The sequence below is a fragment of the Phytomonospora sp. NPDC050363 genome (genome assembly GCF_040655735.1).
GTDB lineage: Bacteria > Actinomycetota > Actinomycetes > Mycobacteriales > Micromonosporaceae > Phytomonospora.
The window spans coordinates 77,232-89,431 of sequence record NZ_JBFAKK010000003.1 but is presented as its reverse complement, the minus strand read 5'-3'; the positions used below and the strand labels follow the sequence as shown (position 1 = coordinate 89,431).

The 12,200-nt window shown below is 71.0% G+C and carries 13 protein-coding genes; 7 read left to right on the top strand and 6 right to left on the bottom strand.

Features of this window, described 5'->3' with window-relative positions:
- Nucleotides 1-68: 68 nt before the first annotated feature.
- Entirely contained in the window at nucleotides 69-716 is a 648-nt protein-coding gene (locus AB0I28_RS08480; protein ID WP_357491009.1) for a TetR/AcrR family transcriptional regulator, read from the top strand.
- Between the two features lie 88 nt (nucleotides 717-804).
- Here the strand turns inward: AB0I28_RS08480 and rsrA are convergent, their stop codons facing one another.
- The 4 genes from rsrA to AB0I28_RS08460 all read right to left on the bottom strand — a co-directional run bounded on the left by rsrA (nucleotide 805) and on the right by AB0I28_RS08460 (nucleotide 3,405).
- A complete protein-coding gene (gene rsrA / locus AB0I28_RS08475) occupies nucleotides 805-1,065 on the bottom strand; it encodes a mycothiol system anti-sigma-R factor (protein ID WP_357491007.1) in 261 nt (86 codons plus the stop codon).
- A gap of 1 nt (nucleotide 1,066) precedes the next feature.
- Nucleotides 1,067-1,849 (bottom strand): sigma-70 family RNA polymerase sigma factor, encoded by a 783-nt coding sequence (locus AB0I28_RS08470; protein ID WP_357491005.1) that lies wholly within the window; start codon nucleotides 1,847-1,849, stop codon nucleotides 1,067-1,069.
- Between the two features lie 290 nt (nucleotides 1,850-2,139).
- A complete protein-coding gene (locus tag AB0I28_RS08465) occupies nucleotides 2,140-2,475 on the bottom strand; it encodes a WhiB family transcriptional regulator (protein ID WP_357491003.1) in 336 nt (111 codons plus the stop codon).
- Between the two features lie 201 nt (nucleotides 2,476-2,676).
- A complete protein-coding gene (locus tag AB0I28_RS08460; RefSeq protein WP_357491002.1) occupies nucleotides 2,677-3,405 on the bottom strand; it encodes an SOS response-associated peptidase in 729 nt (242 codons plus the stop codon).
- Between the two features lie 24 nt (nucleotides 3,406-3,429).
- Between AB0I28_RS08460 and aroA the strand changes: the two genes are divergently transcribed.
- The 5 genes from aroA to AB0I28_RS08435 all read left to right on the top strand — a co-directional run bounded on the left by aroA (nucleotide 3,430) and on the right by AB0I28_RS08435 (nucleotide 9,223).
- Nucleotides 3,430-4,725, top strand: a complete 1,296-nt coding sequence (gene aroA, locus AB0I28_RS08455; RefSeq protein WP_357491000.1) for a 3-phosphoshikimate 1-carboxyvinyltransferase — start codon at nucleotides 3,430-3,432, stop codon at nucleotides 4,723-4,725.
- A gap of 71 nt (nucleotides 4,726-4,796) precedes the next feature.
- Nucleotides 4,797-5,738, top strand: a complete 942-nt coding sequence (gene rsgA, locus AB0I28_RS08450; RefSeq protein WP_357491949.1) for a ribosome small subunit-dependent GTPase A — start codon at nucleotides 4,797-4,799, stop codon at nucleotides 5,736-5,738.
- A 10-nt stretch (nucleotides 5,739-5,748) separates the two neighbouring features.
- On the top strand, nucleotides 5,749-6,225 hold the full coding sequence (locus AB0I28_RS08445; RefSeq protein ID WP_357490998.1) for a GNAT family N-acetyltransferase: 477 nt from the start codon (nucleotides 5,749-5,751) through the stop codon (nucleotides 6,223-6,225).
- 11 nt (nucleotides 6,226-6,236) lie between these two features.
- Complete coding sequence (locus AB0I28_RS08440; protein WP_357490996.1) at nucleotides 6,237-6,950, top strand: methyltransferase domain-containing protein; 714 nt, start codon at nucleotides 6,237-6,239, stop codon at nucleotides 6,948-6,950.
- Nucleotides 6,951-8,170: 1,220 nt separating this feature from the next.
- Nucleotides 8,171-9,223 (top strand): glycerophosphodiester phosphodiesterase family protein, encoded by a 1,053-nt coding sequence (locus AB0I28_RS08435; protein ID WP_357490994.1) that lies wholly within the window; start codon nucleotides 8,171-8,173, stop codon nucleotides 9,221-9,223.
- 6 nt (nucleotides 9,224-9,229) lie between these two features.
- On the opposite strand, the gene AB0I28_RS08430 is transcribed toward AB0I28_RS08435, so the two are convergent.
- Nucleotides 9,230-10,828, bottom strand: a complete 1,599-nt coding sequence (locus AB0I28_RS08430; protein WP_357490992.1) for a hypothetical protein — start codon at nucleotides 10,826-10,828, stop codon at nucleotides 9,230-9,232.
- An 81-nt stretch (nucleotides 10,829-10,909) separates the two neighbouring features.
- Between AB0I28_RS08430 and AB0I28_RS08425 the strand changes: the two genes are divergently transcribed.
- Nucleotides 10,910-11,557 (top strand): MOSC domain-containing protein, encoded by a 648-nt coding sequence (locus AB0I28_RS08425; protein ID WP_357490990.1) that lies wholly within the window; start codon nucleotides 10,910-10,912, stop codon nucleotides 11,555-11,557.
- On the opposite strand, the gene AB0I28_RS08420 is transcribed toward AB0I28_RS08425, so the two are convergent.
- On the bottom strand, nucleotides 11,554-12,087 hold the full coding sequence (locus tag AB0I28_RS08420) for a dihydrofolate reductase family protein (protein WP_357490988.1): 534 nt from the start codon (nucleotides 12,085-12,087) through the stop codon (nucleotides 11,554-11,556). The two genes, AB0I28_RS08425 and AB0I28_RS08420, sit on opposite strands and share 4 nt — an antisense overlap.
- Nucleotides 12,088-12,200 lie beyond the last annotated feature (113 nt).

Here is a 12,200-nt window from a genome sequence, read left to right as displayed (position 1 = left end):
GACCGGCAAGTGATATGTGAAACTTAAGTCGCCGCTAGCCGGTCGTCAAGTAAGTAATGGGGTTTGTGATGTCCAGCACCCGCGAACGTATTCAACGTGTCGCACTAGAGCTGTTCCTTGAGCAGGGCTACGAGAAGACCTCGCTGCGGGAGATCGCCGAGCGTCTCGGCGTCACCAAGGCCGCCCTGTACTACCACTTCAAGGCCAAGGAGGACATCCTCACCAGCTACTTCGAGGACTTCGGCGGCGCCGTCCACGACCTCATCGCCTGGGGCGAGGCACAGCCGCGCGGCCCCAAACTGCGCCGCGAGGTGCTGCGCCGCTACATGGACCTGATCATCGACAAGCACGACATGATCCGCTTCTTCCACGAGAACCAGCCGACGGTCCGCCGGATGGACGACAAGGGGAAGCACTTCAAGGAGCGCATGGGCGCCCTCCACCGGCTCATGTACGAGCCCGGCGCCGACCTTGAGACGCGCGTGCGGGCCTTCCAGGCGATCATGACCGTCCACACGAGCTGGTTCGTGTTCTTCGAGGACGAGGGCACCGACCGCGAGAACCTGCGCGACGCCGCCCTGTCGGTGGCGCAGGGGCTGGTCTCTGCCAACGAGATCCACATGGCCGACGACCCGCTCGTCGACGGCCTGGCCAGCGCCGCCGTCAAGGCGGCCGAAACCCTGCTCACCCCCGGCGAGGAATCGCAGAAGGCGTAGCCCGGGCAGCGAGAAGGCGCGGAACCCCTCGGCCCCGCGCCTTGCTCACGTCTTCACGCCTTCGGTTCCGGACGAGCCGGCCGCGCCTCTACCGAGGAAGGTCGAAGCCCGAGAGCTTCTCCCGGAGGCGGTCCTTGAGCCCGTTCGGCGCGACCTCCTGGCGGCAGCATCGCTGCACCAGCGCGCGCACCTCCTGCTCGATGCCGAACTCTCTCAGGCAGGGCGTGCACTCGTCGAGGTGCTGCTGAATGATCTCGCGGCGCGCCTCGGCGCATTCGGCGTCGAGGTAGAAGTACACCTCGGAGAGCACCTCTCGGCAGTCGACCTCATTCGGGTCCCCACAGCTCACCTCAGGCCCCTTCCGGGTCCGCGCCGGAGTGGGTGAAACCCCGCTCGGCGGCGTAGGACTGAAGCATGTCACGCAGCTGGCGGCGCCCACGGTGCAAACGGGACATGACCGTCCCGATCGGAGTGCCCATGATGTCGGCGATCTCCTTGTAGGCGAAGCCCTCGACGTCGGCGAGGTACACCGCGAGCCGGAAGTCCTCCGGCAGGCGCTGCAGGGCTTCCTTCACGTCACTGTCGGGCAGCCGGTCGAGTGCCTCGGTCTCCGCGGAGCGCAGACCGCTCGACGTGTGCGACTCGGCCTCGGCGAGCTGCCAGTCGGTGATCTCCTCGGTCGGCGACTGAAGCGGCTGGCGCTTACGCCGACGGTAGGAGTTGATGTAGGTGTTGGTCAGGATCCGGTACAGCCAGGCCTTGAGGTTGGTGCCTTCGCGGAACTGGTGGAACGCGGCGAAGGCCTTCAGGAAGGTCTCCTGGAGCAGGTCCTCGGCGTCGGCCGGGTTGCGCGTCATGCGCAGGGCGGCGCCATAGAGTTGGTCGACGAACGGCATGGCGTCACGCTCGAAGCGCGAGCCGCGTTCCTCGACCGTTTCCGGAGCGTCGGGCGCCTGCGGCAAGGTCTTCGTCCCCCTCGGGTTGATCATCCCCGCTGAGGATACGCCGCTGGGTTCGACGGGAGAACCGGTAACCGGCCAGGCCGGACCGGCCAAAAGACGACGCAGCTGTTCGGTCGTCTCGTCTCGCGACCCCGCACCAGACCCTCCGGGCTGGTTACGCACCTTGGTCATCACGTCTGGTGGCTCCCTTCATCCCTTACGGAGGGGAGAACGCCACTGTGGTGGGAGTAATTCCGCCGGGCCGGAGTGACGAACGCCTCCCTGTTTCCGGGGAAGACGCGGCGGCGCCGGCGCCTCGCGCTTCCTGGCTCTGGTGGCGGTGCCTGCCACCAGAGCCAGGAAGGGCCTGGGAGGTCGGCGCGGTCCCGAAAGACCGCCTCTGGACGAGCCAGATGTGCCGGTTCACTTCCTCTAACGACCGATCGGACCCCCGGTTACGCTCCGAAGTCGATCAACTCCGGTCAGTGCCCCGCCAAAGCGGGTTCACGGTCCTGCCAGGCGACGACCATGGCCCTCCGCTCCCTCGGAGTGGTGCCTCCCCAGACACCGTGGCCGTCGGCCGTCTCAAGCGCCCAGGCGAGGCATGCGGCCTTGACGACGCATCCCCCGCAGACCGCGACGGCCATGTCCGGCGCCTCGGTGGCGGCCGGAAAGAACGTCTCGGGATCCACCGAGCGGCAGTTCCCCCTGACACGCCAGGTCTCGTCGACCGGGCGCTCCTCGCGTGCGTTCAGCAGCCTGTGGTCGGCGCGCGCGGCGGCGACCTCCTCCGGCCGTGGCAATCTCGCGCGGGTCATTGACCCACCTCCCCATGGTGACTGTCCAATGTGGTCAGTCGGGGCAGGAGTTCGCTGGTGGTGTGATGGATTCCCGCCCCGGAAACCGGCGCGGAATTCCTCCCGCACCGGTGCTGTGTTCTAACCCGCGGCACAAGGGGCGGACAAGGCTTGACGCGAAAAGGGAACTGTACGACCGGGAACGAACAGTGCTAAAACACCCTAGAACAGGGTGGGTGCCCCATCCTGTTCGACAGGGGGTTCGACCCCTCGAACACTCGCCGCCTCAACGCGGTCGGTAAGGAACGCACCATCATTTCGTACGTTACCGACGGCCTTGGACACCGGACGCGCCTCGATGGCCGCGATGACCTCGAGAGAGGGCGGCAGGAGCAGCGACTCGACGTCGTCGGACTCCCCGAGCCAGTCGGCCCAGCGATCGGGGGTGAGCACCAGCGGCATGCGGTCGTGGATGTCCTCAAGGCCACCGTGCGCGTCGGTCGTCAGCACGGTCATGCTCATCAGCGGATCCTCGCCCCAGGTCTCCCACAGCCCCGCGAAGACGAGCGGCTCGCCGTCGTCGTAGGTCATGTAGAAAGGCTGCTTGGTCCCGTCGGGCAGCTTCTGCCACTCGTACCAGCCGTCGGCTGGCACGAGGCAGCGCCTGCGCTTGAAGGCGTTCTTGTACGCGTTCGAGGTCGTCACCGTCTCCGAACGCGCGTTGAACATCCGGCTGCCGATCCCCGGATCCTTCGCCCACCTGGGCACCAGCCCCCAGCGCGCCGGCGACACCGCCCGCGACTCCAGGCTCTTCGAGACCCGCACGATGGGCACCGACCTGGTCGGCGCAAGGTTGAATCCGGGCTCGATGGCCCCCGACGTGTCATCGACGGCCTCGAAGAGAGCCGCCAGATCCGTCGCACTCCGCGTCGATGCGTAACGCCCGCACATGGCAGAAACAGTACGCTGATCGGCGTGACCGAGCAGACCTCAGCGCCCACACCGTGGCAAACCCCCCGGGCCACCGAACCCGTGATCTCGACCGTCGCCCTCCCGGGGTCGAAGTCGATGACCGCGCGGGCGCTGGTGCTGTCCGCGGCGGCCGTGAAGCACAGCAGCCTCACCGACCCCCTCATCGCACGCGACACCACCCTCATGGCCGGTGCCCTGCGCGCCATGGGCGTCGGCGTCAACACCGCCGAGGACAACCTGTGGGTCATCCGGCCCCAGCCGCTGCACGGCCCGGCCGACATCGACTGCGGCCTCGCCGGCACCGTCATGCGCTTCGTTCCGCCGCTGGCGGCGCTGGCCACCGGCGCGGTCCGCTTCGACGGGGACGCCTACGCCCGAAAGCGCCCGATGGGCCCGCTGCTGCGGGCGCTCAGCGCGATCGGCGTGCAGATCAGCGATGAGGGACGCGGCTCGCTGCCCTTCGTCATCCACGGCACCGGCAGCGTCCGGGGCGGTGAGCTCACCGTCGACGCCTCGAAGACGAGCCAGCTCGTCTCCGGCCTGCTGCTGTCGGCCGCCGACTTCGACCGCGGACTGGTCCTGCGCCACATCGGCCCGCCGGTCCCCTCGGCCCCGCACATCCAGATGACGATCGCGATGATCCGCGCCGCCGGAGGCGCCGTCGACGACTCCCGCCCGAACGTGTGGGAGGTCGAACCCGGCCAGCTCACCGGCCGCGCCTGGGAGATCGAGCCCGACCTGTCCAACGCCGCGCCCTTCCTGGCCGCCGCGCTGGTCACCGGCGGCGAGGTCACCATCGAGGGCTGGCCGCACAACACCGCCCAGCCCGGCGACGCCCTGCGCGGCCTGCTCACCGAGATGGGCGGCGAGTGCGTCCTGGACGACCGCGGCCTGACCGTCAAGGGCACCGGGCGCATCAAGGGCATCGACGCCGACCTGTCCGACGTCAGCGAGCTGACCCCGGCGATCGCGGCCCTGTGCGCGCTGGCCGACTCCCCCTCGACGCTGCGCGGCGTCGCGCACATCCGGGGGCATGAGACCAACCGCCTCGAAGCGCTCGCGACCGAGCTCAACCGCGTCGGCTGCAAGGTCGAGGAGACCGAGGACGGCCTGCGCATCGCGCCGCGCCGCCTCACTCCGGCGGTGTTCGAGACCTACGCTGATCATCGGATGGCGCAGGCCGGGGCCATCCTCGGCCTCGCCGTCGAGGGCATGTCCCTCGACGACGTGAGCTGCACGACCAAGACGCTCTCCGACTTCCCGGGGATGTGGACACGGATGCTGGAGGAAGGGTCCTGACGAAACGACGGGTATACGACGAGGACGACGTCCGCATCAGGCCGACGCGGCGCTCGCGGCCGCGCACGAAGATCCGGCCGACGCACGAGGACGCGGTGCCCGCGCTGGTCATCGCGGTCGACCGCGGCCGCTACACGTGCCGGGTCGACGGGGTCACCGACGGCACCAACGTGACTGCCATGCGCGCGCGCGAACTCGGCCGCAAGGGGGTCGTGGTCGGCGACCGCGTCGCACTGCTCGGCGACGTCTCCGGCGCCGACGGGGCCCTGGCCCGGATCGTGCGGATCGAACCGCGCACGGGCGCGCTGCGGCGCACCGCCGACGACGACGATCCCACCGAGCGCGTGCTCGTCGCCAACGTCGCGCAGCTCGTCATCGTCACCTCGCTGACCGACCCGCCGCCGCGCACCGGCTTCATCGACCGCTGCCTGGCCGCGGCCTTCGACGCCGAGATCGCGCCCCTGCTGTGCCTCACCAAGGCCGACCTCGGCAAGCCCGCCGAGACCGCGCTGGCCGGGCTGCGCGAGTACTACGCCGACCTCGACCTGCCGTACGTCACGACCTCGCCGGACGGTCCGATCGAGCCGGTCACCGAACTGCTCACCGACCGCCTCTCGGTGCTCATCGGGCACTCCGGGGTCGGCAAGTCGACGCTGGTCAACCGGATCGTGCCGGGCGCGCTGCGCGACGTCGGGAGGGTCAGCGCGATCGGCAAGGGGCGGCACACGTCGACCAGCGCGGTCGCGCTCGAACTGCCCACCGGCGGCTGGATCGTCGACACGCCCGGGATCCGCTCCTTCGGGCTGGCGCACGTGTCGGCGGAGTCGCTGCTGCACGCCTTCACCGACCTGGTGCCCGGCCTTGAGGACTGCCCGCGCGGCTGCGACCACACCGGCGACAACGAGGAGTGCGGGCTCGACGAGCTGGTCACCGCCGGTCACGCCAGCGCCGAACGGCTGGCGTCCTTCCGTCGCCTGCTCGCGGTCAAGCTGGAGCCGGAGACCTACTACTAGCCTCACGGTCATGCCCGACGTGAAGATCCTTCCGGCCGGCCCGGACGACGCCGGCGAACTGCTGACCCTCCAGTACGCCGCCTACCTCTCCGAAGCCCGCCTGTACGGCCGCCTCGACCTGCCGCCACTCGTCCAGACCATCGACTCGCTGCTCGCCGACTTCGACACGACGACGTGGAAGAAGGCCGTCCACCGAGGCCGCATCGTCGGCGCGATCCGCGCGCGCCGAGACGGCGGCGTCCTGCACGTCGGCCGCCTCATGGTCGCCCCCGACCGGCAGGGCGAGGGAATCGGCACCCGGCTCCTGGCCGCCGTGGAGGACGAGATGCCGGGCGACGTCGGGAAACTCGCGCTGTTCACCGGCCACCTCTCCACCGCGAACCTGCGCCTGTACGAGCGCCACGGATACCGGGAAATTCGCCGCGAACCCGGCGGCACCGGGGTGATGCTCGTGCACCTGGAGAAAACTGTCGCGCCCGCCGGATAAGCTTGCCGCCCGTGAGCGCCGAGACCTGGGATTCGATCGCGGACTGGTACGCCGAGAAACTTCGGTCCGGTTCCGCGCTGCACGACTTCGCCCGCGACCTACTGCTCGACGCACTGCCCGGAGACCTCACCGGCCACGGTGTACTCGACGTCGGCTGCGGAGAAGGAATCATCACCCGCGCCGTAGCCGCCAGAGGCGCCGCCTCCCACGGCATCGACCCGAGCGAACGACTCATCGAATACGCCCGCGCCGCCGAGAAGGCCCGCCCCGCAGGCGTCAAGTACGCCGTCGACGACGGCAGAACACTCGCCACCATCGCCGACGCCTCCATGGACTGGGTCACCGCCGGCCTCGCCTACAACAACGTCCCCGACCTCCCCGCCGCCTTCGCCGCCGCCCGCCGCGTCCTCAAACCCGGCGGAGGACTCGCCTTCACCGTCCCCCACCCCTGCTTCGAAGCCCCCCGAGCCTCCTGGACACCCGACGGCCAACGACTCGTCGGCGACTACCTCGACGAAGGCTTCTGGCGCTCCGCCAACGCCACCGGCGTCCGACGGGCGGGGAACCAGCACCGGACCATCGCGTCGTACGCGATGGGGCTCGTGATGTGCGGGTTCACCATCGACCTGGTGTCGGAACCCGCACCGAACGCGAGGATCCTGGCGGAACAGCCGAGGAGGGCAGGCCTCCCACCGTTCTTGCTGATCGCGGCGAGGATGGGGTAGGGGTTAAGGCGAGGTTGGGGTTGGGGCGAGGTTGGAGCGGGGCGAGGTCTGAGGGCTGAGGGCTGAGGGCTGAGGGTGGGTTCGGCCACCGCGGGCTCTGGGTGGCCTGCGGCCGAGGCGAAGCCGGCCGCACATAGCCCGAGCCCAAACGGCCTGTAGCCGAGGCGAGAGGACCGGGTCCAGGGACGGAGTTCCTGGTGGGGGCCTGGGGGCGAAGCCTCCCAGCAGGGTCTGGGACGGAGTCCCGGCGGGGTCCAGGGGCGGAGCCCTTGGCGGGGTCCGGGGCGGAGCTCCGGTGGGGGTGCGGGGGGCGAAGCCCCCGGCCGGGGGGTTGACCTTGAGGGCTGGGGGTTGAGGGTTGGGGTGGGGTGGGGTGGGGTGGAGGCTGAGGGCGGGGGTGGCTGCGGTGAGCAAGCCGGCTGCGGCAGGGTTCCCGGGCGGGGGTGACGCCTGACCTGGCGGGTGCCCGGCGCGAAGCTGCCGGCCCGGCGGTTGGTGACGCCTGAAGGGCGGAGGCCCGGTGTGGGGTGCCGCCTGAGTTGGCGGTCCCGGCCGGTGTGCGCGCCAGTGGGCGGGGAGAGGGCTCAGGGTGGGAGTGACTGCGGCCGGGGGGATGCTGCGGCAGGGTCCCCGAGGCTGGGGTGACGCCTGCCGGTGGTGGCCCGGGTGGGGTGACGCCTGGACACCCGGAGGCAGTGACGGCGGGTCAGCACGCTGCGGCAGGGTCCCCGGACTGGGGTTACGCCTGCGCTGGTGGTGGACCGGGTCGGGTGACGCCTGGACACCCGGAGGCAGTGACGGCGGGCGGGGCCGGCTGCGGCAGGGTCCCCGGGCTGGGGTGACGCCTGACTTCTGTGCTTGCTTGGTCGGAGGCTAACGAAACCTCCTGACAGGCATGGGATCGGGCTGCGGCACCTCCTCCGGTGCCGGGTCCCCGGCGTCTTGTTACGCCTGAACTGGCGGGTACCCGGCGCGAAGCTGCCGGCCCGGCCCGGGGTCACGCCTGAACCACCGGGTACCCGGCGCGAACCCGCCGGCCCCGCCCCGGGGCGACCCCCGACCCAGCAGGTCCCCGGCGCACCGCCGCCCCCACCCTCGGCGACGCCCGAACTCACGGGTTCCCGGCGCGCGGGCGACACGCTATCGTGTTGCGATCGATGTGCCACCCCGCTCAACCCGAAGACACCCCCCGTACACCTTCCCCCGCAAAGGTGTCGCCCATGAGACCACTGCGCACCGCCCTCGCCGCCATGACGGCCGCTAGCGTGCTGCTCGCCCTCACCACCACGCCCGCCGGAGCGCACCCTCGCCGATCCTTCGACCTCCAAGCCCACCGCGGCGGCCTCGGACTCGTCGTCGAAAGCACCCTCCCGGCCTTCGCCAACGCCCTCCGGCTCGGCGTCACCACCCTCGAACTCGACGTCCAGATCACCGCCGACCAGAAAGCCGTCGTCACCCACGACCGCAAGATCAGCGGCACCAAATGCCTCGACACCGCCCCCCTCTACCCCGGCGACCCCGAGTACCCCTACGTCGGCAAGTACATCAAGGACCTCACCCTCGCCCAGGTCAAGACCCTCGACTGCGGCACCCAGACCCTCCCCGCCTTCCCCGGCCAGCGCGCCGAACCGGGCGAGACCATGCCGACCCTCCGCCAGGTCTTCGACCTCGTCCACCGCCACCGCGCACACGGCGTGAAACTCAACATCGAGACGAAGGTCGAAGCCGGCGCACCCGAGCAGACCGCCCCCCGCGAACAATTCGTGCGGATCGTCGCCGCCGAGGTCCGCCGCGCCGGACTCCTGCGCCAGGTCACCGTCCAGAGCTTCGACTGGGGCGCCCTGATGCGCATGAGCCGCGTCGAACCCCGCCTGCCCCTGGTCGCCCTCACCAACTACGACTTCCTCCAGGTCGGACAGCCCGGCGCCTCACCCTGGCTCGGCGGCCTCGACATCGACGACTTCGGCGGCGACCCGATCGCCGCCGTCGACTCCTTCGGCGCCGACGCCTTCTCGCCCGTCCACGGCTTCCCGCAGAACGGCAAGGTCACCGACCCCGGCTACCGGCCCTACGTGACCGCCGAGATGGTCGCCTCCGCCCACGCGCGCGGTATCAAGGTGATCCCCTGGACGGTCGACGACGAGCCCACCATGCGCAAACTCATCGAGGACGGCGTCGACGGCATCATCACCGACTACCCCGACCGCCTGCGCTCGGTGATGGCCGAATACGGTTTCAAGCTCCCCAAGAAGTACCGGCCGCACCACCACTGACCGCGGTCACGAAGCGACCGTGTACCGGCCCGGCCCGGACACGGTGACGATCGTCCAGGCGCCTTCCGTTCGCCATCGGGGGGCGCCTGGACCGTTCACGGTCAACCACCGCAGCGGCCGCACCCGCACGAGATAGTCCCCGGCCCCGGGCGCGTCGAAGGTGAGCCCGTCGGCGCGCGAGGACACCAGCGTCGCGGGCGCGGCGACGACTCCGGTGGCACCGTCCACTTCGAAAAGCCGCCAGTCCGGCGAACTCCACACCTCGCGCAGATACGGCAGTCCGCCCGCGACGAGCGCGGCCTCGGCGCGGCCGACCCACGAGAACTCGGTGTCGGGGAGGGCGACGTAAGAGACGCCGGTGTCCAGCAGCCACTCCCGGTAGGTCCCCGCGTCGAGCGGCACCCCGGTGCCTTCCTGGCCGCCGGGCAGGGCGTCGAAGAACAGGGGATCGCGTTCGATGTCGAGCTGCCGCAGCCAGCCGCGCGCGAGCGGCACCTCGGAGGCCACGTACGCGGCCTCCCAGTAGTTCCGGGTCGGTGGGATCTCGATGCGCCCGACCGGTCCGCGCGCGGCGAGCTCGGCGAGCAGCGGCGCGTAGAAGGACGTCTCGGCTGCGGGGTTCCCGGCGTCGCGAAGGTCACCGGTATTGACCGGCGGCTGCCACCACACCAGCAGCGCGGCGAGGACCGCCAGGGCCGCACCGGCCACGAGCCGGGGCCGGGGCCAGGAGGCCGGTACGCGCACGTCCAGCATCGCCAGCGCCAGCGGCAGCGCGAACTGCACGGTCAGGCGGATCGCGTTCGCGCCGACGGGCGTGTGCAGCACGTAGGCCCCGATCAGGCCCGCGGCGGTGATCAACGCGCCGGCCAGGACGACCCGGCGTCGTGCGGCCAGCGCGATCCCGGCGACCACCAGCGTGGTCACCAGCGAGCGCCGGAAGTCGTCGGGGGAGAAGTTCATCCAGCCGCCGTCGCCGAACAGCAGCGTCAGGACCGCCATCGGCACGGCGGCGGCGGCGCCCACCACCAGCCCGTCGGTGCGCCGTTCGCCGACCAGGAGCAGCGCGGCCGCCGCGACGCCGGTGAACAGGCCGGCGACCGGGCTCGTCGCCGAGGCGAGGACGGCCGCCGCGGCCGCGAGGGACAAGACGAGCGGGCGCCGCCAGGACGTCGTCAGCACGGCGAGCGCGGCCAGCCCGAAGGCGGCCCCGAGCCCGAAGGTGAGGCGCCCCGACACGAGGTTCCCGGCCATGGTCACCGCCGCGGCGAGCCCGCCGAGCAGCGGGTGGGGCAGGCCGGTCCGCACGAAGATCAGGGTGAGCAGCGCGGTCGACGCCGTCGCGGTGAGCACGCCGGTGAGGCCGAGTCCGAGGACGGCCATGACCGGCGGCGAGACGAGGCTGTACCCCAGGGCCTGGGTTCCGCCGTACCAGGAGAAGTCGACGAGGGCGAAGCCGTACCTGGCGAAGAACTCGGCGTGCCCGAACTGGGCGGAGGTGTCGGTGCCCATGGTCGGCGCGAGCCACCAGGCGACGCTCAGGACCAGTGCCACGGCGGTGGCGACGGGGACGGGGCCGGTCGGGGCGGCGCGGCGTGGGTTCGGCATCGGGGACATGGTCGCACGGGGGTCCGGGTGGGGCGGGAAAGGCGTGGCCTCGCAGGGGTGCCCACGCGTACCGTCGCGGTCATGAGGCTGCTCTCGGTCAACATCGGCGTGCCCCGGGCGAACCCGTGGAAGAAACTGGCGGCGACCGGCATCGACAAGCGGCCGGTCGACGGCCCGGTCGCGGTGTCGGCTCCCGGCCCGAAGGGCACCGGGGCCGTGGGTCTGGCCGGCGACCGCGTCTACGACGTGCGGGCGCACGGCGGGACCGACCAGGCCGTGTACGCCTACGCGCGCGAGGATCTCGACGGCTGGGAGCCGGAGTTCGGCCGCGCGCTGTCCAATGGCGTCTTCGGGGAGAACCTCACCACCGCCGGGCTCGACGTCAACGGAGCGCTCATCGGTGAGCGCTGGCGGATCGGCGCCGAGGTGGTCCTTGAGGTGGCCACCCCCCGTATTCCGTGCGCGACCTTCCAGGGATGGCTGGAGCGCGCGGGGTGGATCAAGCGGTTCACGCAGGCCGCCGTGCCCGGCGCCTACCTGCGGGTGATCGAGCCGGGTGAGATCCGGGCCGGCGACGCCGTCGAGATCGTGCACCGCCCCGGCCACGACGTGTCCGTCGCGTTGGTGTTTCGCGCCATGACGCTCGAACCAGAGCTGCTGCCCCGGTTGCTGACCGCCGACGCGCTTCCCGACGAGGAGAAGGAGCTGGCCCACCGGCGCACGATCTAGGGCCTGTCGACCGCCCACGAGGTCTGGACGAACCCGGCGCCGGGCGTCTTGGTCCACTCGTGCCGCAGGCGCACGTCGGCGGTCAGGTCGCCGAACAGGCGGTGCCCGCCGCCGATGAGGACCGGGGCGGTGGCGATGATGAAGCGGTCGACGCGTCCGGCGCGCAGCAACGACTGGATGAGCCGTCCGCCGTCGGGGTAGACGTGCTTCGCGCCCCGCTCGTCGAGGGCGGCGATCATCGCGTCGAGATCGCGGTGGACGGTCACCCGAGGGTCGGCTCCCTCGGGGATGGTCGTGCTGAGCACTTCCACGCGCCGGTCGCCGTAGACCCACGCCTCCTCGCCGAAGGCGAGAACGGTCTCGTAGGTGGTGCGCCCCAGGATGACCGTGTCGACGGTGTCGAGGAACTCGAAGAAGCCCATGTCGCCGACGTCTTCGCCGCGCGCGGTGAGCCACTCGATGTCGCCGTCATCGCGGGCGATGTACCCGTCGAGGCTGGTGCCGATGAATACGCTCGCGGTGAAGGTCATGGTCGTCCCTTGTCTCGGAGGGCGCCGTGGTCGTCGGCGATCCCCTCCGGGGAGCCCCCGCCCGCACTGAGGCCGAGTTTAGCGACCCGGAGGGCGACGTCACGGCGAAGACG